Annotated in this window: 22 protein-coding genes; 12 read left to right on the forward strand and 10 right to left on the reverse strand. The window is 68.5% G+C overall.

Features of this window, described 5'->3' with window-relative positions:
* The first annotated feature begins 33 nt into the window (after nt 1-33).
* From purS to B7495_RS15605, 3 genes are all read left to right on the forward strand, one after another.
* Entirely contained in the window at nt 34-303 is a 270-nt protein-coding gene (gene purS / locus B7495_RS15595; protein ID WP_088457385.1) for a phosphoribosylformylglycinamidine synthase subunit PurS, read from the forward strand.
* Nucleotides 303-1,001 (forward strand): phosphoribosylformylglycinamidine synthase subunit PurQ, encoded by a 699-nt coding sequence (gene purQ / locus B7495_RS15600; RefSeq protein ID WP_088457386.1) that lies wholly within the window; start codon nt 303-305, stop codon nt 999-1,001. The genes purS and purQ overlap by 1 nt, the downstream gene beginning before the upstream one ends.
* A gap of 207 nt (nt 1,002-1,208) precedes the next feature.
* A complete protein-coding gene (locus tag B7495_RS15605; RefSeq protein WP_088457387.1) occupies nt 1,209-2,201 on the forward strand; it encodes an IS481 family transposase in 993 nt (330 codons plus the stop codon).
* On the opposite strand, the gene mgrA is transcribed toward B7495_RS15605, so the two are convergent.
* Nucleotides 2,198-3,223, reverse strand: coding sequence for an L-glyceraldehyde 3-phosphate reductase (mgrA, locus tag B7495_RS15610; RefSeq protein ID WP_088457388.1), 1,026 nt, complete (start codon nt 3,221-3,223; stop codon nt 2,198-2,200). The two genes, B7495_RS15605 and mgrA, sit on opposite strands and share 4 nt — an antisense overlap.
* Nucleotides 3,224-3,342: 119 nt before the next feature.
* Here mgrA and B7495_RS15615 point away from each other — a divergent pair, with 119 nt between their 5' ends.
* Nucleotides 3,343-3,813 (forward strand): DUF3817 domain-containing protein, encoded by a 471-nt coding sequence (locus tag B7495_RS15615; protein WP_088457389.1) that lies wholly within the window; start codon nt 3,343-3,345, stop codon nt 3,811-3,813.
* A gap of 31 nt (nt 3,814-3,844) precedes the next feature.
* Here B7495_RS15615 and B7495_RS15620 read toward each other — a convergent pair whose 3' ends face one another.
* On the reverse strand, nt 3,845-4,147 hold the full coding sequence (locus tag B7495_RS15620) for a putative quinol monooxygenase (RefSeq protein WP_088457390.1): 303 nt from the start codon (nt 4,145-4,147) through the stop codon (nt 3,845-3,847).
* A gap of 167 nt (nt 4,148-4,314) precedes the next feature.
* On the opposite strand from B7495_RS15620, the gene purL reads away from it, so the two are divergent.
* A complete protein-coding gene (purL, locus tag B7495_RS15625) occupies nt 4,315-6,621 on the forward strand; it encodes a phosphoribosylformylglycinamidine synthase subunit PurL (protein WP_088457391.1) in 2,307 nt (768 codons plus the stop codon).
* Between the two features lie 198 nt (nt 6,622-6,819).
* Here purL and B7495_RS15630 read toward each other — a convergent pair whose 3' ends face one another.
* The gene (locus B7495_RS15630; protein WP_088457392.1) at nt 6,820-7,464 is read right to left on the reverse strand and encodes an amino acid deaminase; all 645 of its coding nucleotides are present in this window, start codon (nt 7,462-7,464) and stop codon (nt 6,820-6,822) included.
* A 142-nt stretch (nt 7,465-7,606) separates the two neighbouring features.
* Here B7495_RS15630 and B7495_RS15635 point away from each other — a divergent pair, with 142 nt between their 5' ends.
* From B7495_RS15635 to B7495_RS15660, 6 genes are read left to right on the forward strand one after another with little or no spacing between them, the layout of a single operon-like run.
* Complete coding sequence (locus B7495_RS15635) at nt 7,607-8,359, forward strand: HAD family hydrolase (RefSeq protein WP_205748686.1); 753 nt, start codon at nt 7,607-7,609, stop codon at nt 8,357-8,359.
* Complete coding sequence (gene phnD, locus B7495_RS15640) at nt 8,356-9,333, forward strand: phosphate/phosphite/phosphonate ABC transporter substrate-binding protein (protein WP_370028188.1); 978 nt, start codon at nt 8,356-8,358, stop codon at nt 9,331-9,333. The genes B7495_RS15635 and phnD overlap by 4 nt, the downstream gene beginning before the upstream one ends.
* A 3-nt stretch (nt 9,334-9,336) precedes the next feature.
* A complete protein-coding gene (phnC, locus tag B7495_RS15645; protein ID WP_088457394.1) occupies nt 9,337-10,158 on the forward strand; it encodes a phosphonate ABC transporter ATP-binding protein in 822 nt (273 codons plus the stop codon).
* Complete coding sequence (gene phnE, locus B7495_RS15650) at nt 10,158-10,961, forward strand: phosphonate ABC transporter, permease protein PhnE (RefSeq protein WP_088457395.1); 804 nt, start codon at nt 10,158-10,160, stop codon at nt 10,959-10,961. Before phnC ends, phnE (B7495_RS15650) begins: the two co-directional genes overlap by 1 nt.
* Complete coding sequence (phnE, locus tag B7495_RS15655) at nt 10,958-11,800, forward strand: phosphonate ABC transporter, permease protein PhnE (protein WP_088457396.1); 843 nt, start codon at nt 10,958-10,960, stop codon at nt 11,798-11,800. Before phnE (B7495_RS15650) ends, phnE (B7495_RS15655) begins: the two co-directional genes overlap by 4 nt.
* On the forward strand, nt 11,784-12,644 hold the full coding sequence (locus B7495_RS15660) for a MurR/RpiR family transcriptional regulator (RefSeq protein ID WP_088457397.1): 861 nt from the start codon (nt 11,784-11,786) through the stop codon (nt 12,642-12,644). The genes phnE (B7495_RS15655) and B7495_RS15660 overlap by 17 nt, the downstream gene beginning before the upstream one ends.
* 82 nt (nt 12,645-12,726) lie before the next feature.
* Here the strand turns inward: B7495_RS15660 and lhgO are convergent, their stop codons facing one another.
* Nucleotides 12,727-13,935 (reverse strand): L-2-hydroxyglutarate oxidase, encoded by a 1,209-nt coding sequence (gene lhgO, locus B7495_RS15665; RefSeq protein WP_088457398.1) that lies wholly within the window; start codon nt 13,933-13,935, stop codon nt 12,727-12,729.
* Between the two features lie 373 nt (nt 13,936-14,308).
* On the opposite strand from lhgO, the gene B7495_RS15670 reads away from it, so the two are divergent.
* Complete coding sequence (locus tag B7495_RS15670) at nt 14,309-15,223, forward strand: endonuclease domain-containing protein (RefSeq protein ID WP_088457399.1); 915 nt, start codon at nt 14,309-14,311, stop codon at nt 15,221-15,223.
* 115 nt (nt 15,224-15,338) lie between these two features.
* On the opposite strand, the gene B7495_RS15675 is transcribed toward B7495_RS15670, so the two are convergent.
* The 6 genes from B7495_RS15675 to B7495_RS15700 form a co-directional block, all read right to left on the reverse strand.
* Nucleotides 15,339-16,295: an SDR family NAD(P)-dependent oxidoreductase gene (locus B7495_RS15675; protein ID WP_088457400.1), complete on the reverse strand. Its 957-nt coding sequence runs from the start codon at nt 16,293-16,295 to the stop codon at nt 15,339-15,341.
* Nucleotides 16,292-16,687, reverse strand: coding sequence for a chorismate mutase (locus B7495_RS15680; RefSeq protein WP_088457401.1), 396 nt, complete (start codon nt 16,685-16,687; stop codon nt 16,292-16,294). Before B7495_RS15680 ends, B7495_RS15675 begins: the two co-directional genes overlap by 4 nt.
* Nucleotides 16,688-16,736: 49 nt before the next feature.
* The gene (locus B7495_RS15685; RefSeq protein ID WP_370028191.1) at nt 16,737-17,681 is read right to left on the reverse strand and encodes a DMT family transporter; all 945 of its coding nucleotides are present in this window, start codon (nt 17,679-17,681) and stop codon (nt 16,737-16,739) included.
* Nucleotides 17,682-17,773: 92 nt separating this feature from the next.
* Nucleotides 17,774-18,439: a GNAT family N-acetyltransferase gene (locus B7495_RS15690; RefSeq protein WP_088457402.1), complete on the reverse strand. Its 666-nt coding sequence runs from the start codon at nt 18,437-18,439 to the stop codon at nt 17,774-17,776.
* A gap of 84 nt (nt 18,440-18,523) precedes the next feature.
* The gene (locus B7495_RS15695) at nt 18,524-19,810 is read right to left on the reverse strand and encodes an adenylosuccinate synthase (RefSeq protein WP_088457403.1); all 1,287 of its coding nucleotides are present in this window, start codon (nt 19,808-19,810) and stop codon (nt 18,524-18,526) included.
* A 3-nt stretch (nt 19,811-19,813) separates the two neighbouring features.
* Nucleotides 19,814-20,332 (reverse strand): DUF3151 domain-containing protein, encoded by a 519-nt coding sequence (locus B7495_RS15700; protein ID WP_088457404.1) that lies wholly within the window; start codon nt 20,330-20,332, stop codon nt 19,814-19,816.
* Nucleotides 20,333-20,355: the final 23 nt, after the last annotated feature.

Genomic DNA, 20,355 nt, shown 5'->3' on the forward strand with positions numbered 1-20,355 from the left:
CGCATCCGCCCCCGACGTTTTACGGAGTGAGCCATGCCAACCATCGTCGTAGAAGTTATGCCCAAGGCAGAACTGCTCGATCCCCAGGGCAAGGCCGTCGCCGGCGCCCTCCGCCGCCTCGGCAAGACCGAGTTCACCGGCGTGCGCGTCGGCAAGCGGTTCGAACTCACCGTGGAGGGCCCCGCGGACGCCGCGCTGCTCGCCGAGGTGCAGGAACTCGCCGACACCGTGCTGTCCAACTCCGTGATCGAGGACGTCACCAGCATCTTCGTGCTCGAGGTCGCCGCCGGGGAAACGCACTGATGCGCATCGGCGTCGTCACCTTCCCGGGCTCGCTCGACGACCGCGACGCCCAGCGCGCCATCCGCCTGGCCGGCGCGACGCCGGTGGCCCTGTGGCACGGCGAGCACGACCTGCACGGCGTGGACGCCCTCGTGCTGCCCGGTGGGTTCAGCTACGGCGACTACCTGCGCTGCGGTGCGATCGCCAGCCTGTCGCCGATCATGGCCGAGGTCATCGACGCCGCGAACAAGGGGATGCCCGTGCTCGGCATCTGCAACGGCTTCCAGATGCTCACCGAGGCGCACCTGCTCGAGGGCGGGCTGATCCGCAATGAGGCCGGCGCGTTCATCTGCCGCGACCAGCGCCTGCGCATCGAGAACACCGACACCGCCTGGACCAACGGCTTCACCGCCGACCAGGAGATCACCATCCCGCTGAAGAACGGCGAGGGCGGCTTCATCGCCTCCGCCGACACCCTGGCCCGCCTCGAGGGCGAGGGCCGCGTGATCGCCCGCTACCTCGACGTGAACCCGAACGGCTCGCTCAACGAGATCGCCGGCATCAGCAATGCCCGCGGCAACGTCGTTGGCCTGATGCCGCACCCCGAGCATGCCGTGGAGCCCGGCTTCGGCCCCGACACCGCTGCCGCGATGCGCAGCGGCGTGGACGGGCTCGCGTTCTTCACCTCGGTGATCGAGCGTTCGCTGGTCAACGCGTAGTTTTCTCGGGGCCGAGTTGCCCTGTTTCGGACGAGTTGCCCCGGTGCGCCGGGGCAATTCGTCCGTTAAGGGGCAACTCGGTGGAGTAGACGGCGCTGACTAGATGTACTGCCCAGGGACGTTGGTTGATGTGTGACGTCTTGAAATGACGAAGACCTCCGGTGGAGGGTGGAGCTGTCTAGTTCCCCAACCCGTCCGGAGGTCCTCGTGTCTCACGCTAATGCTGCTCTCACCCCGGTTCAACGTCTGCGGATCGGAAGGCTGGTCGTCGATGACGGCTGGCCTGTCGCCCATGCAGCGGTGTTCTTCCACGTGTCATGGCCGACCGCGAAGCGGTGGGCCGACCGGTACGCGGCGATGGGCCGCGACGGCATGCAGGATCGTTCATCGCGCCCGCACCGCAGCCCCACAAAGACTCGCCCGGAGCTGGTGCGGAAGGTCGTGCATCTGCGCTGGAAGAAGCGCCTCGGGCCCGTTGGGATCGGCGCCCGTCTCGAGATGCCGGCCTCGACCGTTCACGCGGTGTTGACCCGCTGCCGCCTCAACAGGCTGCGGCATGTCGACGTCCGTACCGGCGAGCCGGTCCGCCGCTACGAGCACGAGAGACCCGGCGCGATGATCCATGTTGACGTGAAGAAGATCGGCAACATCCCGGACGGCGGCGGCCACCGCTATGTCGGACGGCAACAAGGAGCCAAGAACCGGCAATCGACCCCAGGCACCACCCGGAACAGACATCACCACGAGCTTCTGGGAACAGCGTTCGTCCACACCGTGATCGACGACCACTCCCGGGTCGCTTATGCCGAGATCCACGGCGACGAGAAAGCCGAGACCGCCGTCGGCGTCTTGAAACGAGCCGTGTCCTGGTTCGAAGCGCGCGGTGTCACCGTCGAACGTGTCCTTTCCGACAACGGCTCCGCATACCGATCCCACGCCTGGCGCGACACCTGCGCCGAGCTTGGCATCAAGGTCAAGAAGACCCGCCCCTACCGGCCACAGACCAACGGGAAGATCGAACGCTTCCACCGCACCCTCGCCGACGGCTGGGCGTTCTCCCGCCACTACAACAGCGAATCAGCCCGCCGAGCAGCACTGCCAGCATGGCTCCACGAATACAATCACCACAGGCACCACACCGCCATCGGAGGCAAGCCACCGATCACGCGGTTAACTAACCTGCCTGGGCAGTACAACTAGACGGCGCTGGACGGCTCCCAGAGGTTGATGCCCAGGTCCACGGCATGTGCGTCGATCGCGGCGATCTCCTCGTCGGTGAAGACGAGGTTGTCGATCGCCGCGACGTTGGTCTCCAGCTGCGTGACCGAGGAGGCCCCCACGAGGGCCGAGGTGACGGTCTGGCGCCTGAGTACCCACGACAGCGCGAGCTGCGCGAGCGACTGGCCACGCGCATCCGCGATCTCGGTCAGGGCACGGATACGCCCCACCGTGGCATCGTTCACCATGTCGCGGCTCATCGAACCGGCCTGCGACGCGCGGGAGCCCTCCGGCACCCCGTTCAGGTAACGGTCGGTGAGCAGCCCCTGGGCCAGCGGGGAGAAGGCGATGCAGCCGACGCCGAGGTCGTCGAGGGTGTCGAGCAGGCCGTCTTCGACCCAGCGGTTGAACATCGAGTAGGACGGCTGGTGGATCAGCAGCGGCGTGCCGAGGTCGGCGAGGATCTCGGCGGCCTGCCGGGTGCGCTCGGGCGAGTACGAGGAGATGCCGGCGTACAGCGCCCGGCCGCTCGTGACGGCCGTGTGCAGCGCGCCCATGGTCTCCTCGAGCGGGGTGTCCGGGTCGGCGCGGTGGGAGTAGAAGATGTCGACGTAGTCCAGGCCCATCCGGTTCAGCGACGCATCGAGGCTGGACAGCAGGTACTTGCGCGAGCCGAAGTCACCGTATGGTCCGGGCCACATGTCGTAGCCGGCCTTGGTGGAGATGACGGTCTCGTCGCGGTGGGCGGAGAAGTCCTCGGCGAAGATGCGACCGAAGTTCGTCTCGGCGCTGCCGTAGGGCGGGCCGTAGTTGTTGGCCAGGTCGAAGTGGGTGATGCCGAGGTCGAAGGCGCGGCGCAGGATGGCGCGTTGCGTCTCAACCGGGGCGCCATCGCCGAAGTTCTGCCACAGGCCCAGCGAGATTGCGGGCAGCTTGAGGCCGCTCTGCCCGGTGCGGCGGTAGGGCATGGAGTCGTAACGGGTGTCTGCGGGAAGGTACGTCATCTCCTCATGCTGACACAGTGGTCTGACGAAGGGTCAAACCTTCGACGGATGCTCCGCTCAGACGAAGATGACAGGCTGGGACCCTACCTGTCCACCTCTGTCTTACGGAGTCCCACCCCGTGTCACCCCGCCTGCTCTACCGCATCCTGTCCATCGCCGAGGCGATCACCTGGACCATCCTGATCACCGCGATGCTGCTCAAGTACGTCTTCACCCCCGGCGACTTCGGTGACGGCGCCGTGCGGGTGGGCGGCTTCGTGCACGGACTGGTGTTCCTGGCCTACGGGATCACGGCCGTGCTCGTGGGCGTGAACCAGCGCTGGCGGCCCCGGCTGATGTTGCTCGCCGTGGCCACCGCCGTGGTGCCGTATGCGACGATCCCGTTCGACCGCTGGCTCGAGCGCCGCGACCTGCTCGACGGCACCTGGCGCCGGGAGGCCACGGACGACCCCCGCGACCACACCCTGGTGAGCCGACTGCTGCGGTTGGGGCTGGCGCGACCGGTGCTGCTCGCATCCGTGCTCGTGGTGGGCCTGGTGGCCGTGTTCACCACCCTGCTCGTGATGGGCCCGCCCGGCGGCGGCGCCTAACCGCGCTCCCCCTCGCCGGCCGGCGCTGACGTCAGTCGCGCAGCGGCGACCCGACGACGTCGAAGCGGAAGCCGCCGAACGTGCCTGTGAGCAGCGGGCGGGCTGCGCCGATCGAGGCTTGCACCTCGGGCAGAGCCAGTGACGCCCGGTGTGCTGCCGCGTTCTCCCAGAGCTCCACGACGAACACTGAGTTCGGTTCGTCGTCGTTTACGCCGACCTCGTAGGAGAGGCACCCGGCCACAGCCAGGCTGTCGTTTCGGCGCACGAGATGCGCGACGAGCTCGTCGCGCTTGCCGGGAACTGTCTCAAGCGTGCCTACATTCGCGAATGTCATGGCTCGAGGGTAGCGCGCGTTGTCCGCAACCGCGGGCGCGGGCTGCCGGGCCCGGATCGCGCGGGGCCGGCAGCCAGGCTCGAGCGGGCTCGGATCCGGATCGAAGCACACCCCGCCCGGTAGACTAAGCGGGTCAAGCATCCGCTATCTCTGGGAGAACGCCACTCGTGACCGCTGTTTCCAATACATCCTCCCGCGGCGTCGCTGACACCGTGACCAACGCGATCAACACTCCTGAGAAGGAGCAGCCGTACGCTGCCCTCGGGCTGACGCCCGGCGAATACGCCGAGATCCGTACCATCCTGGGCCGCCGCCCGACGTCGGGTGAGCTCGCCATGTACTCCGTCATGTGGAGCGAGCACTGTTCATACAAGAGCTCGAAGAAGTACCTGCGCCAGTTCGGCGACAAGGTCTCCCCCGCCATGAAGAAGAACCTGATGGTGGGCATGGGCGAGAACGCCGGCGTTCTCGACGTCGGCGAGGGCTGGGCGGTCACCTTCAAGATCGAGTCACACAACCACCCGTCCTACATCGAGCCGTTCCAGGGCGCCGCGACCGGCGTCGGCGGCATCGTGCGCGACATCATCTCGATGGGCGCCCGCCCGGTCGCCGTGATGGACGCGCTCCGCTTCGGCGACATCAACGACCCCGACACCGCCCGTGTCGTGCACGGTGTGGTCTCCGGCATCAGCTTCTACGGCAACTGCCTGGGCCTGCCCAACATCGGCGGCGAGACCTGGTTCGACAAGGTCTATCAGGGCAACCCGCTGGTCAACGCGCTCTCCGTTGGCGTGCTGCGCCACGAGGACCTGCACCTGGCCAACGCCTCGGGCGCCGGCAACAAGGTGGTGCTCTTCGGAGCCCGCACCGGCGGCGATGGCATCGGCGGCGCCTCCATTCTGGCCTCGGACACCTTCAGCGAGGGCGGCCCGACCAAGCGCCCCGCCGTGCAGGTGGGCGACCCGTTCGCCGAGAAGGTGCTCATCGAGTGCTGCCTCGAGCTCTACCGCGAGAAGCTCGTCGAGGGTATCCAGGACCTGGGCGCCGCGGGAATCTCCTGCGCCACCAGCGAGCTGGCCTCCAACGGCGACGGCGGCATGTACATCCAGCTGGAGAAGGTGCTGCTGCGCGACCCTTCGCTCACGGCCGAAGAGATCCTGATGAGCGAGAGCCAGGAACGCATGATGGCCGTCGTCACGCCGGAGAAGCTCGCCGGCTTCCTCGCCGTGGTCGAGAAGTGGGACGTGGAGACCAGCGTGCTCGGCGAGGTCACCGACTCCGGCCGCCTGATCATCGACTTCCACGGTGAAGAGATCGTCAACGTCGACCCGCGCACCGTCGCCGTCGACGGCCCGGTCTACGACCGCCCGGTGGCCTACCCCACCTGGATCGACGCCCTGCAGGCCGACTCCGCCTCTGCGCTGCCGCGGGCGACGGATGCCGCGACACTGCAGGAGCAGTTCCTCGCGCTGCTCGGCTCGCCCAACCTGGCCGACCCGAGCTGGATCACCGACCAGTACGACCGGTACGTGATGGGCAACACCGCCCTGTCCTTCCCCGACGACGCCGGCATGATCCGCATCGACGAAGAGTCCGGCCTCGGCTTCGTCATCTCCACCGACGCCAACGGCCGTTACTGCCAGCTCGACCCGTACCGCGGCGCGCAGCTGGCCCTGGCCGAGGCGTACCGCAACGTGGCCGTCACCGGCGCGGTGCCGGTGGGCATCAGCGACTGCCTCAACTTCGGCTCGCCGGAGAACCCCGAGGTCATGTGGCAGTTCTCCCAGGCCGTTGAGGGCCTCGCGGATGGCTGCCTCGAGCTGGAGATCCCGGTCACCGGCGGCAACGTCTCGTTCTACAACCAGACCGGCGACCAGCCGATCCACCCGACCCCGGTCGTGGCCGTGCTCGGCGTGATCGACGACGTGGCCCGCCGGGTGCCCAGCGGCTGGCAGGACGACGGACACAACATCTACCTGCTCGGCATCACCCGCGAGGAGCTCGACGGCTCCGCGTGGAGTGCAGTGGTGCACGACCACCTCGGCGGCAGGCCGCCGGTGGTGGACCTCGGCCGTGAAGCCGACCTCGCCGGCCTGCTGCACGCCGCGTCGATCGAGGCCCTCATCGACAGCGCGCACGACCTTTCGACGGGTGGCCTCGCGCAGGCCCTCGCCGAGGCCGTGCTCCGCTTCGGTGTCGGCGCGCGGGTCTGGCTCGGCGACATCCTCGAGCGCGACGGCGTCGACGCATCCGTGGCCCTGTTCTCGGAGTCGACCGGCCGCGTACTGGTCTCGGTCCCGCGTGAGGACGACGTGAAGTTCATGGGTCTCTGCGAGGGCCGTGACTACCCGGTGCTGCGCATCGGCGTGACGGATGCCACCGCCCCGGTCCTGGAGATTCAGGACTACTTCACGGTGCCGCTGACCGAGCTGCAGTCCCGTCACCGCAGCACCCTGCCGAACGCGTTCGCGTAACCGCTGCGCCTCTCGCGAGCGGCAAGCTCCACGAAAGCGGGCGTGTGGTCGCCTCGGCGAGTTGAAGCAACCGATCGGCCGCTCTCGCGGGGAGCAACATCCGCGAAAGCAGGGTAAGGGTTGCTTCGGCACCGCTGAGGCGACCGATCGGCCGCTCTCGCGCGCAGCCGCGACCGCGAGCGCGGGGCCGTGCGCGCCTCAGGGACGGCGGCGCAGCGCGGTGAGCGGGGGAAGCGCGGTCAGGGCGGCGTTGTAGCGCATCCGCGGCGGCTCCGCCGCGAGGGCGTCCAGCGACGCCGGGGTCGGGTGGGCCAGCGGGAAAGCCGTGACCACGCGCATCCGGTCGCCCTCACTCACGCCGTAAATCAGGGCCGCGCCGGGCTGGCCGGGTGCGCTCACCACGGTCGTGCGGAAGAACGTCGCCTCACCGGGAACCTCGTCGTCGATGACCAGAACGTCGCCGCGGGAGCCCGCAGGGTTCGCCAGGTGCGGCAGCGCCGCATCCGTCACCCGCTCGAGTACCGTCTGGCCTCCCGCATCCGCCGCGTCGAGCAGGAATGCCGTGGGCGCCAGACTGAAATGGCCGGCCAGCTCTCCGTTGCGCCAACGGTCGCCCTTGAGGCCGAACGGTGTCACCACGGTCGATAGGAGGTACCCGTAGACGTGTAACAGGCCGGCGTTGCCGATCGGCCAGGTCGCTGCAAGCCCTGCCGCAGCATGCAGCCTGAGGAACTCGGCCTTAGAGATCACGGGGGACTGGACGTTTTCGTCGATCACCGTGGACAGCGCCCAGTCGTCGAAACGGCCGGTCTCGGCATCGCGGGCGATCTGCTCGAACATCATCTGCCCATCGTAGGCACAGCTCGCCAACCGGCCGGGACCGAAGGTTTACATGGTGTTCACCTGGCGCGGTCATTTGGTCCATACGACACTCCTAACATGAACCATGCGTCCACCGGGGCGCTGGAACAGGATTGAGTAAAACGTGGCTTTTCGCGAACGGGTGTTGGTCTTCGACTTCGATGGGACTGTCTCCCTCGGGCACGGACCGATTCGTTCCTACGCACGATTCATCGCCGGCGGGCTGCCCACCGCACAGGCCGTCGACTTCCTGGGTCGCTTCGAAGACAACATCTCCGCCACCCCCTCGGCGACAACCTGCCCGGACGGGCAGCCGATCGACGGGTATGACCTGGTGCGCCTCCTGGCCGCGCATTACGACGTTAGCGCGAGCGCCCGCAGCGCTGCGTACCTGGCCAGCAGGCACCAGCTCGCCACCAACGCCGCTCCGGTCACCGCGCCGGCCGGCCTGGCGGATTTCCTCGCCGAGGCGCGCCCGGCTGCCTACCTGGTGCTCGCGACCAACGCCCCCGCCATCCGCATCGACGAAGCCCTCGCCGCGCTCGGTCTGACCGGGGCGTTCGATGTCGTGCACACCGACGTGGGCAAGCCCGCCGGATTCGACCCGCTGCTGGACAGCCTGCTCACCAGGTTGCCCGTCGGAGCGAGCTCGACCAACCTCGCCAGCATCGGCGACGTCTGGGAGAACGACCTCGCGCCTGCCTATCGTCGCGGAGCGACCACCGCCCTCGTCGGCGCCCACCGGCCCTCCCCCGCCACCCCCACCTACCGGGCCGAACACCTGCACGAGCTTTACCCTGCTCTGCGCGGCTGGCTCGACTCCAATTCCAGCACCCTTCCCTCCACCGTTCTCACCACAGAAAAGGCTGACCAGTGATCCCCAAGAAAGCACTCTCCCTCATCGCCGCGGCATCCTTCGCCGCTGTCGCCCTCACCGGCTGCGCCACCAGCGACTCGGCCGCGGACAGCACGCCCGCCCCGGCCGCCGACCCCGCCTCGCTCACCCTGGCCCTGGTGCCCTCGCAGGACCAGGCCGGGCTCGTTGACACCGCCAAGCCCCTCACCGACATGCTCACCGAGGCCCTCGGCATCCCCGTCACCGGCGTCGTCTCCAAGGACTACCAGGCCGCCGTCGAGGCGATGGGCGCCGACCAGGCTCAGATCGGCTTCCTACCGTCCCTGCAGCTCTGGCAGGCCAGCGACATGTACGGCGCATCCGTGGTGTTGCAGACCGAACGTAACGGCAACATCACCTACCCGGCGCAGTTCATGACCAACAACCCCGACAAGTACTGCGACGACACCCCGGTGGAGCGCGACGGCATGCTGTTCTGCAACGGCGCAGACGCCCTCGCCGGCCCGGCCGGGCTGGACTCCATCAAGAAGGTCACCGGCGCCAAGGTGGCCCTGCTCGGCCCGGGCTCGCCCGCCGGCTACATCTACCCGGTCCTCGCACTGAAGAACGCGGGCCTGGACACCGACGCCGACATCGAGCAGATCCCGGTGACCACCAACGACGCATCCGTGCTCGCCGTCTACAACGGTGACGCCGAAGTGGGCTTCAGCTTCTGGGATGCCCGCACCATCGTGGCCAAGGACAAGCCCGACGTGGGCGAGAAGGTCGTCGTGTTCGCACTGACCGACGAGATCCCCAACGACGGCGTGGCCCTCACCGAGAGCCTCTCCCCCGAGCTGCAGGAGAAGATCACCACCGCCCTGGCCGACTACTCCAGCACCGAAGAGGGTTCCGCCGTTCTCACCTCGATCTACTCCATCACCAAGCTCGCGCCCGCCGACCCGTCGACGCTCACCGTCGTCGCCGACGCGGCCACGAAGCTGGGACTGCAGTAGCCGATGACTGACCTTCACGAAAGCGCGGCGGCCGGGGTGCACACCCCGGCCGCCGCGCCGTGGTCGATCCGGATGCGGGACGTCAACGTGCGCTACCCCAACGGGGTCGTCGCGCTGAAGGACGTGTCCCTCAACATCGAAGCCGGCGAGATGGTCTCCGTGGTGGGACTGTCAGGCTCCGGTAAGAGCAGCCTGATCCGCACCATCAACGGGCTCGTGCCGATCAGCTCCGGCACCCTCGAGGTAGGCGAACGCCACCTGGAGACCGCCCGCGGCCGGGAACTACGGCAGCTGCGCGGCGAGATAGGCATGATTTTCCAGGGCTTCAACCTGGCCCGGCGCGCGAGCGTGCTGAACAACGTGCTCGTGGGCCGGCTCGCCCACACACCCACCTGGCGCACCCTGCTCGGCCTCTACCGGGCAGACGACAAGCAGATCGCCTACGAGGCGCTGAACAGCGTCGGTATTCTCGCGAAGGCATATGACCGCGCGTCCACGCTCTCGGGCGGTCAGCAGCAGCGGGTGGCCATCGCCCGCGCCCTGGCCCAACAGCCCAAGCTGGTGCTCGCCGACGAACCCGTCGCCAGCCTGGACCCGCCCACCGCGCACGGCGTGATGCGGGACCTGCGCCGGATCAACCAGGACCTGGGCATCACGGTGCTCACCAACCTGCACCTGCTGGACCTGGCCCGCACCTACGGCACCCGGCTGATCGGGCTGCGCGCGGGCGAGGTCGTCTACGACGGCCCGGCCGCCACCGCCTCCGACGCCGTGTTCGAGACCATCTACGGCCGGTCCATCCAACACGAGGATGTGCTCGGCTGATGAGCGCCCTGGCACCGTTGGTTCTACCGCCGAAGCCGCGCGGACGGTGGAAACCCTGGCTGGGCCTGGCCGTGGTGCTGCTCATCACGGCAGTCACGCTGAGTCCGCAGTGGGGCATCGCGTTCAGCTTCGACGCGATAGTGCGCAACTGGCAGAACGGCGCCGACAAGGTGCTCGCCCTGCTGCGACCGGACTGGACGTTCTTCCCGCGCACCATTCCACCCCTGGTGGAGACCCTGCAGATGGCCGTGATCGCCACTTTCGTGGGGGCCGTCGTCTCGCTGCCGCTCAGCCTCTGGGCGGCGCGGCTGACTAATCCGAACCGGTACACCCGCGGTGTGGTCAAGACCGTGCTCAACGCGGTGCGGTCGATTCCTGACCTGCTCTACGCATCCGTGCTGGTGGCGATGGTGGGAGTGGGCGCGCTGCCCGGCATTATCGCGCTGGTGCTGTTCAACGTGGGCATCATCGTGAAAATGGTGTCGGAGTCGATCGAGGTGAACGACGCCGGACCGCTCGAAGCCGGCCGCGCCGCCGGCGGCAGCCAGCTGCAGATCAACCGCGCCATCGCGCTGACGGATGCCTGGCCCGCGTTCGTGAACCAAACCCTGTATGTGCTCGAACTCAACGTGCGCGCCTCGACAGTGCTCGGCCTCGTGGGCGCGGGCGGGCTCGGCCTGCTCATCGACGCCGTGCGCACCTTCTACCGCTATGACCAGCTGTCGCTGATCATCCTCGAGATTCTCGTGGTGGTCGTCGTCATCGACTCGGTCAGCGCCGCTATCCGACGGAGGCTGGTATGACCGCTCTCATCTCCTCCCCGCCCGCCCCCCGCGCCCTCGTGTTGCCGGCCAAGCCCAGTTCGCGGGGCCGGCTGACCGCCGCCGTCGTGGTGACGGTCATCGTGATCGTCGCGTTCTGGTCGGTCGACATCAACTGGGCCAGGCTGGGCAGCCTGCCCGGCGAGATCGTGCGCTATCTCTGGCTGATGTTCGCCAATCCGAACTGGGACAAAATCGGCGAGGCGCTGCTGCAGACCTGGCGCTCCGTGCAGATGGCCTGGGTGGGCACGGTCATCGGCCTGGTGATTTCGCTGCCGCTGAGCTTTCTCGCCGCGCGCGGTTTCGCCCCCGCACCGGCCCGTGGCGCGTTGCGCCTCTTGTTCTCGGTCATCCGGGCGGTGCCGGAGATCATCATCGCCATCGCCATCCTCTCGGTGACCGGCCTGACACCGCTTACCGGGGCGCTCGCGCTGGCCGTGAACAGCGTCGGCACGCTGGGCAAGTGGGGGTACGAGGCCATCGAGGGTGTCGACCCCGGGCCCCTCGAGGCCGTGCGCGCGGCGGGCGGGTCGACCCCGGAGGTGATCCGTTGGGGCGTCTGGCCCCAGGCGATGCCCGACTTCATCTCGTTCTGGTTGTACCGATTCGAGATCAACGTGCGCGCATCCGCAATACTCGGCCTGATCGGTGTCGGCGGCATCGGCGACATGCTCACCTCGTACACTCAGTATCGCGAGTGGTCGACGGTGGGGATGCTGCTCCTCGTGGTGGTTGTCGTGACGATGAGCATCGATGCCGTGTCCGGCGCCCTGCGCCGGCGCATAACCGAAGGAGCATCCGTTCGTGAGCTGGACCGGTAACGACGACGCCACTGTGACGACCCGCATCGCCACCGTGCAAAATTCCCTGCAGCCCAGCGAGCTCAGCGTGGTCGGGTTGATCCTCTCCGACGCCGAGGGCGTGGTGGAGATGACCGCGCAGGACCTCTCCGACCGGGCCGGGGTGGCTCGGTCGAGCGTCATCCGCACCTGCCAGAAGCTGGGCTACCGCGGTTTCGCCCAGCTGCGGGTGGCCCTCACCCGGGAGCTCGCGCAGACGCTGGTGAGCGAGCGGGACTACGGCGAATCCGCGCTGGGCGCCATCCGCGCGGATATCGACGCGCTGGCCGCGACGCTGCCGCGCATCGCGAGTGTGCTCGGTGAGGATGCTGTGGAGCGGGCCGTGAGCACCATCGTGGGGGCGGGACGGTTGCTGGCGCTGGCCAGCGGGCTGTCCTCACCGCTGGCGCTGGACGTGGGCATGCGGCTCACCGCGATCGGCCGGCCCACCGAGTTCGTGGCCGACCCGATCGGGCAGCAGATCGCGGCCCGGCAGTTGACCGGGGCCGATGCGGTGCTGATCATCAGCGGCAGCGGTGCGAGCGAGGCGAGCCTCAAGGCCGCGCGTGCGGCCCGGCAGACCGGAGCGACGGTGCTGATCATCACATCGTTCGCCACCTCGCCGCTGGTCAGCCTGGCCGACGTCGCCCTGGTTGTGGCGCCGGCCCGGGGTACCTTCCGGCACGAACTCGAGCACACGTCGCGGGTGCCGCATGTGATCCTGATCGAAGCGCTGGTGGAGGTGGTGGCGGCCCGCCTGGGCGACCGCGCCCGGGTGACTCGCTCGGCCGTGCTCGAGATCCTCAGCGACAACCTCAGCGAGTAGGCAGGTCTTTGCCGCCCCGTCCGTGGCGGGTAGCGCCAGCAGAGGGGCAGCGAGCGCCGGCGAGGGTGCCCCGCCCCGTCGGCTAGTCGGTCGTGCGGGCGAAAACGTAGTGTTCGATCAGGTGATCGGCGATCGCCATCGACGACGTCGCGGCCGGTGACGGGGCGTTCCGCAACAGGGTGACCGGGCCGACCTGGTCGACCGCGAAATCGTCCAGAAGGGCGCCGTCCCGGCCCCAGGCCTGGGCGCGCACCCCGGCGGCGGTCTTGCTCGTGAGGTCGTTCATCCTGAGTTCGGGGATGAACCGGCGGGCCTTGCGGTAGTACAACGGTTTCAGCAGGGAGCCGCTGATCTCGTCCAGTCCCATCCGCCAGTGCTGTTTCGCGAGAGTGCCGGCCCCCGGCCAGCGCAGCGAGTCCCAGGTGTCTTTCGGTGAGATGGTCAGCCAGGTGTAGCCCTCACGGGCGAGCGCCGGCACCGCGTTGGGCCCCACGTGCACGTCATCGTAGACACCGCGAGTGAAGTGCACGCCGAGGAACGGGAATCGAGGGTCGGGCACCGGGTAGATCATGCCGCGCACCAGGTCGGTGCGGGCGGCAGCCAGCGCCCAGTACTCACCGCGGAACGGCAGGATCTTCGGCGACGGGTCCGCGCCGACCAGGTGCGCCACCACGTCGGACTGCAGCCCGGCGCAGGCGATCACTCGGTCAACGAGATACTCGGAGTCGCGCGTGCGCACCCGCACGGTCTGGCCTTCGATGTGCAACGCCACGACCTCGTGGCCGGTCAGGATGGTGCCGCCGTGGCTGCGGACATCCTCGGCCATCGCCTCGGTGATCGCGCCGTAGTCCACGGCCGCGGTGTGCGGCGAGTGCACCGCGGCGATGCCCGCGACGGATGGTTCGATCTCACGGAGGCGGTCGAGCCCGTCGAGGCGGGCCAGGTCGGGCACCCCGTTGGCCAGTGACCGGCGCTCGATGTCGGCCAGGGCGGCCAGCTCGGACTCGTCGACCGCGACGACGAGCTTGCCCACCTCCCGGTAGGGCAGGTTCTTCTCGGCACAGTAGTCGCGGATGCTGATCCGGCCCGCGGCGCACAACCGCGCCTTGAGCGTGCCCGGCTGATAGTAGAGACCGGCGTGCACCACCCCCGAGTTGCGCCCGGTCTGGTGCGCGGCAAGCCGGTCTTCCTTCTCGAACACGGTGACGTCGCCGAATCCACGTAATACGAGTGCCCGCGCGATAGCGACCCCTACGATTCCGCCGCCGATGATCGCAAGCCGATCGCCCATGCCCGTCCGTCCCGTTGCACCGCCCGTGGCGGACCACCGGTTCGACGAACCCCCGCACGGTGGCATCCTGCCCCCGGAGCGGTGCCTGGGCAATGCCCCGCCCGGCAGAACGCAGCATTCCAGGCCCGCATGCCCCGAGCACGCGGCGGTCCGCGTCCGGTATCCCGCGAAAGCGGTGAAACGGCTGCCTCACAGGGATGAAGCAGCCACCCGACCGCTCTCGCGAAAGCACCCCTACCCCCACCTCCCGCGAGAGCGGCGAAAGGGCTGCCTCACAGGGATGAAGCAGCCACACGACCGCTCTCGCGGGATGCCGGGCGCGGGCTGGGGATAAGTTCGGCGCGGCGAGGGAGCCTAGGTGCATCCTCTGGGGATGAAGCGGCGCACCGAGATACCTACGGCTCTACGAGGTCGTGCATTCAGCCATCAAGAAGGGTTGGCCGAAGGCGTCACGCGAGCGCGGATGCGTGGCGACGACCTGGCCACGCCGTACTACGGGATCCGCTCCCCGCCCCTGGACCCGACTGACCCGCTCGCCCATGTCCGCGCATACCTGCCCCATCTCAGCAGTGAGCAGTTTTTCAGCCACTCCAGTGCGGCGCTGATCCACGGCTTGCCGCTGCCACCGCGCCTTGCCCGCGACCCACGCGTGCACGTGTCGACACACATCGCCGGGTTGCGGCACGGCGGCCGCGGGGTGGTGGGGCACCACGTGCAGCGCGACCGTGTTCGGGTCGTCGTCGTAAGCGGAGTGCCGGTGACGACTCCGGTCGACACCTGGTGTCAGCTGTCCACCCTGTTGGCGTTGGACACCCTGATTGAGGTGGGAGATGCGCTGGTGAGACGCAAGCGGCCGCTGGCAACCATGGCTGAGCTGCGCGCTGGCGTGTTGCGCTACACCGGGCAACGGGGTGCGAAAAGGCTGCGTGAAGCGTTCGAGTCGGTGCGTCCCCGCACGGACTCAGCCAAGGAGACAGCGACCAGGCTGATGATCGTGCGGGCCGGGCTACCCGAACCGGAGGTCAACGGTGAGATTTTCGACAGGCGCGGCCGCAAGATCGCGACCGGAGATCTGGTCTTTCGCGGGTACCGGGTCCTGGTGGAGTATGACGGCGAGCAGCACCGTGCGGACGAGGAGCAATATCACTGGGACGTTGACCGTCTTGACGCGATCATGGAGGCCGGCTGGCGCGTCATCCGCGTCAACAAATCGCACCTGAGGATGTCGCCCTCACCCGCCCTGCGGAAGATCACCACGGCTCTGGAAGCCGCAGGCTGGCGCCCCTGAGGCACGAAAGCGGCCCCGTGGTCGTTTCTCGGAAACTCAAGGGTCGCGAAAGCGGGAAGGTGGCTGCCTCAGCCCGCTGAGGTAGCCACGCGGCCGCTCTCGCGAGATAGTAGGGCTAGAGCGGCCCGAGTTGTGCGGGCAGGGCGAAGGGCTGGTCGACGAGGGCCTCGGTTCGGGTGAACAGGCGCTCGGCGATGCCACGGTCGAGTGAGGTGCGGGTGGGGTGCTGCAGGGCCGGCGCACCCCGGGTGAGGAACCGCGGGCCGTAGTACTGGCCTCCGCGGGCATCCGGGTCGATCGCCGCGCGCACCGTGGGCCAGGCGCCGGCGTCTTTGCTCTGGGCGCCGATGAAGCCCTGCAGGGTGTCGGCGAAGCGTTTGGTCCGGCTGACCTCGTTGACCCCGCGGATGCCGGGGGTGAGTCCAGAGATCGAGTAACCGGGGTGCGACACCAGGCTCTGCACGCCGTCGGGGCCGCCCTGGCCGGCAGCGCGCAGGCGACGGTCGAGCTCGAAGCCGAACACCTGCATGGCGATCTTGGACTGCGCGTAGGCCTTCCAGCCGTTGTAGGTGACCTCCAGCTGCAGGTCATCCAGCGACGAGTCCATCAGCCGGGAGATCATCGAGCCGAGCGACACCACCCGGCTGCCGGGGGTGCGCTGCAGGGCAGGCAGCGCGAGGCTGGTGAGCAGGAAGTGCCCGGTGTAATTGGTGGCGAGCACCAGTTCGGCACCGTCCAGGCTCACGGAGCGGTCCTGCGGCGGGTGCACGATGCCGGCGTTGAGGATGAGGCCGTCCAGCCACGGGAATTCGAGTATCCGGTCGGCGGCGCCGCGCACCGAGCCGAGATCGGCCACGTCGAGGGTGAGAGCGGAGACGGAGGCTCCCGGCACCCGTCCGCGGATCGCGGCGATGGCGGCCGCGGCCTTGGCCGGGTTGCGGCAAGCGAGCACCACGTGGGCGCCGGCGCCGGCCAGCTGCTCGCTCGTGAAGTAGCCGAGGCCCGCGTTGGCGCCCGTGACCACGAAGGTGCGCCCGGACTGGTCGGGCAGCGCGCGCGGGTTCCAGCTCACGCTGAGGTGGAGGGGTGGGCCGGGTCGGCGGGGCGAGACGCGGCTGCGCCCGCGGCCCTGGCGCCCCCGGACGAGTCGCCGGCGATCTTCTCGTGGTGGTGGATGACCTCGGCGATGATGAAATTGAGGAACTTCTCGGCGAACGCCGGGTCCAGTCTGGCGTCCTCGGCCAGGCCGCGCAGGCGCTGGATCTGCAAGAACTCCCGGGCCGGGTCGGCCGGGGGCAGACCGTGCTCGGCCTTCAGCCTTCCCACGCTCTGGGTGAACTTGAACCGCTCGGCGAGCAGGTGAATGAGCGCGGCATCGATGTTGTCGATGCTCTGGCGGATGCTCTGCAACTCGTTGATCGCGTCCTGCCCCGCGTCAGCGGGCAATTCCTCGTTTACAGCCATGTCCTTACGATATTGCACCGGCCCGGATGCCCGCGCCGGGCGGCGCCGCTCACGAAGCGGTTCGAGGCACCGCCAGCGGCAGCCGCAGCCGTTTCTGGGTTAGCAGGATGCCGAGCAGCACAAGCACGGCCCCGGCCGGTTCGTGCCAGGAGAACGTTTCGGCCAACACCAGCACCCCGAGCAGCACACCGACCACCGGGGTGACGTAGGTCACCGTAGAGGTGGTCGTCGGCCCCCAGGCCCGCAGGACGTTGATGTGCCAGATGTACGCGAATCCGGTGCCGAGCACCCCGAGGGTGAGCAGGCTGAGCACGATCGGCATGGTCAGGGACACCGGCTGCCAGGCGAGCACGGGCGTGAGCACGAGCATCACGACGCCGGCCAGGCCGATGTTCAGGAAGGCGAAGGTGGTGCCCGCGATGGGCCGGCCGCTGAGGTGCTTGCGGGTGTACCCGAAGGTGAAGCCGTAGCAGAGCGCCGCGCCCAGGCAGGCGAGTTGGCCCCACAGGTCACCGGTCAGCTCCGAATACTGCCATGGCGCGATGATCACGACCACACCCATGATGCCGATCAGCACGCCGATCACCTGGTCGCGGGCGAGCTTCTCCACCCTGAACACGGCGGTGACCATCACCGCGGTCATGATGGGCGTGACGGCGTTGTAGATGCTGGCCAGGCTCGACGACACGTACTGCTCGGCCCAGGCGAACAGCAGGTGCGGCACGACGCATCCTGTGAGCGCGATCACCAGGAAATGCAGCCAGACGACGCCCTCCCGGGGCAGCACCGGACCATTGTTCAGACGCGGGCGGGTGGCCAGCACGATGAGGCCCAGCGTGAGCCCCCCGAAGACCAGGCGTGACCAGGCGACCTGGCCGAAGCTCACGCCGTCGAGTGCCACCTTCATGAACAGGAAGCTGGCGCCCCAGACCACCCCCATCCCGAGGAATTGCAGGGCCACCCTGGGGTTGTTGGGGCTGGAAATATCAGTCACCCGCTGACCCTAGCCCACGGGCGCGGTGCCCGGCGGGCACCGTGACCCGCGCCGACGGTGATGTCCGAAAATCGCGGGCGGATGACCGTAAATCAGCTGGGTGTGACCCGACGGCGGGGTGCCCGCGGGTCGCGGTACTCCACGACTTTGCCGCCGAAAACGTCGAGTCGTTTGTGCAGCCCGGCCTGCACGACAGGCCACTCGTCGGCGAGAACCGAGTACACGGCGGTATCCCGCCAGGACCCGTCCGCCCGGCGCTGCACCCGCCGGTTGATGCCCTCGAACTGGGCGCCGATGCCCAGGATCGCGGCCCGGGAGCGCGAGTTGAGCACGTCGGCCTGGATCTTGACCCGGCCGAAGCCGCTGTCGAAGGCGGCACCGAGCATCAGCAGCTTGGTCTCCGGGTTCACCGCGGTGCCCCAGACCTGCGGGGCGTATGCGGTCCAGCCCAGGTGCAGTGCCTCGTTGGGCAGGTCGATGTCGCCCAGCGTCGAGGTGCCCACCAGGTTGCCGGCGTGTGGGCCGGAGACGACGCGAACGGCGTAGGGGTGGGCATCCCACTGGTAGTAATTGAGGGCGAAGGCCACGAAATCATCGAGGTCGGCGGGTAGGCCGTGCGGACCGCCGCCGTAACCACCGGCGAAGACGGCCGGATGCGCGATGGCGCGATGCAGCTCGGGCAGGTGTGCCCGGCTGAGCGGTTCCAGGCACACGAAGCGCCCCGTCAGCAGCCTAGCCTGGGGTGGAAACGCGGTCACGTGGGTTCTCCCTTCGCCGAACCGTGAGCTGAGCCCCAAAAACTCGGGGTCGGGGCCGTGCTCACGGTTCGCGTGCGGTGCGGGTTAGTCGATGAGGTCGTGACGGGTGAGGATGGCCTCGCGGTCGGGGCCCACGCCGATCGCGGAGATGCGGGCGCCGCTCATTGCTTCGAGGGCGAGCACGTAGTCCTGGGCGTTCTTGGGCAGGTCCTCGAAGTGACGCACCATGGTGATGTCCTCGGTCCAACCGGGGTACTCCTCGTAGACCGGCTTCGCGTGGTGGAAGTCGGACTGCGACACGGGCACCTCGTCGAAGCGCACCCCGTCGACCTCGTAGGCGACGCAGACCGGGATGGTCTCCAGGCCCGTGAGCACGTCGAGCTTGGTGAGAACGAAGTCGGTGACACCGTTGATGCGTGCTGTGTAGCGGGCGATCGGGGCGTCGTACCAGCCGCACCGGCGCGGGCGGCCGGTGGTGGTGCCGAACTCGAAGCCCTTGGCGCGAAGGAACTCGCCGGACTCGTCGAACAGCTCGGTGGGGAAGGGACCGGCGCCGACCCGGGTCGTGTACGCCTTGACGACCGCGATGATGCGGTCGATCCGGTTCGGGCCGATGCCGGAACCGGTCACCGCGCCGCCGGAGGTGGCATTCGACGAGGTGACGAACGGGTAGGTGCCGTGGTCGACATCCAGCATCGTGGCCTGACCGCCCTCGAACAGAACGGTCTTGCCCTCGGTGAGCGCCTGGTGCAGCAGCAGCGCGGTGTCGGCGACCATGGGGCGCAGGCGTTCGGCGTAGCTGAGCAGGTCGTCGACGATCTCGTCGACCGTGATGGCGCGGCGGTTGTAGACCTTGACCAGCATGTGGTTCTTCTGGCCGAGGGCGCCCTCGACCTTCTGGCGCAGGATGTTCTCGTCGAACAGGTCCTGGATGCGGATGCCGACCCGGTTGATCTTGTCGGCGTAGGTCGGGCCGATGCCGCGGCCGGTGGTGCCGATCTGGCGCTTGCCCAGGAACCGCTCGGTGACCTTGTCCATGGTGCGGTGGTACTGCGTGATGACGTGCGCGTTGGCGCTCACGCGCAGCTTCGACACGTCCACGCCGCGGGAGCTGAGCGCGTCGAGTTCCTCGAAGAGAACCTCGATGTCGACGACGACGCCATTGGCGATCACCGGGGTCACGCCGGGGGTGAGGATGCCCGAGGGCAGCAGGTGCAGCGCATACTTCTCGTTACCCACGACCACGGTGTGGCCGGCGTTGTTGCCGCCGTTGAACTTGACGACGTAGTCGACACGGCTGCCGAGGAGGTCGGTGGCCTTACCCTTACCTTCGTCGCCCCACTGGGCGCCGATCAGAACAATTGCTGGCATGGGTTAGTTGTCTCCTCGAATAACAAAGGCGGCGGTCGGCGGGGCCGGGTCGTCGCCGGGCGAAACGGCGGGCTGAATCGCCGGGAACATCTGGGTCTCGGTGTGCTGCGAGCGCAACCGGGTGATGACGGTGGGGTCCGCGCCCGTAAGGAACGCGGTGAGACGCTCGAACTCGTCGGTCTCGCCGATCTCGGCCGCGGCACGGCGGAGGGCGAACAGCGCGCGGAGCACGCCCCGGTTGGGTTCGTGCGCCCACGGGATCGGGCCCTGGCCACGCCAGCCGGCCTTACGGAGGGCGTCGAGGCCCCGGTGGTAGCCCACCCGGGCATAGGCGTAGGCCTCGAGCAGGCGACCCTGGCTGTGCGTGTAGTCGGCAAGCGCCGACCAGGCCAGCGATGACTTCGGATGCGCCGCCACCACGGTCGCAATATCCTGCGTTGCGGTTCGGCTGAGCGCTTCGGTCACCTCCGGTTCCGCGGGTAGGAGGGTCTCGGGCTGGTCGATCAGATTTGCGCCGGTCACACTCGATACTACCGCGACCCGCG

Origin of the sequence: Cryobacterium sp. LW097 (assembly GCF_002205495.2) — a bacterium.
Taxonomy (GTDB): domain Bacteria; phylum Actinomycetota; class Actinomycetes; order Actinomycetales; family Microbacteriaceae; genus Cryobacterium; species Cryobacterium zongtaii.

Excerpts from the sequence above, each read along its gene's own strand:
- mgrA (WP_088457388.1), bottom strand. The coding sequence starts at position 3,223 with ATGACGTACCTTCCCGCAGACACCCGTTACGACTCCATGCCCTACCGC.
- purS (WP_088457385.1), top strand. The coding sequence starts at position 34 with ATGCCAACCATCGTCGTAGAAGTTATGCCCAAGGCAGAACTGCTCGAT.
- phnE (WP_088457396.1), top strand. The coding sequence starts at position 10,958 with ATGACCGCTCTCATCTCCTCCCCGCCCGCCCCCCGCGCCCTCGTGTTG.
- B7495_RS15670 (WP_088457399.1), top strand. The coding sequence starts at position 14,309 with ATGAAGCGGCGCACCGAGATACCTACGGCTCTACGAGGTCGTGCATTC.
- phnE (WP_088457395.1), top strand. The coding sequence starts at position 10,158 with ATGAGCGCCCTGGCACCGTTGGTTCTACCGCCGAAGCCGCGCGGACGG.
- B7495_RS15695 (WP_088457403.1), bottom strand. The coding sequence starts at position 19,810 with ATGCCAGCAATTGTTCTGATCGGCGCCCAGTGGGGCGACGAAGGTAAG.
- B7495_RS15630 (WP_088457392.1), bottom strand. The coding sequence starts at position 7,464 with ATGATGTTCGAGCAGATCGCCCGCGATGCCGAGACCGGCCGTTTCGAC.
- B7495_RS15680 (WP_088457401.1), bottom strand. The coding sequence starts at position 16,687 with ATGGCTGTAAACGAGGAATTGCCCGCTGACGCGGGGCAGGACGCGATC.
- lhgO (WP_088457398.1), bottom strand. The coding sequence starts at position 13,935 with ATGGGCGATCGGCTTGCGATCATCGGCGGCGGAATCGTAGGGGTCGCT.
- phnC (WP_088457394.1), top strand. The coding sequence starts at position 9,337 with ATGACTGACCTTCACGAAAGCGCGGCGGCCGGGGTGCACACCCCGGCC.
- B7495_RS15620 (WP_088457390.1), bottom strand. The coding sequence starts at position 4,147 with ATGACATTCGCGAATGTAGGCACGCTTGAGACAGTTCCCGGCAAGCGC.
- purQ (WP_088457386.1), top strand. The coding sequence starts at position 303 with ATGCGCATCGGCGTCGTCACCTTCCCGGGCTCGCTCGACGACCGCGAC.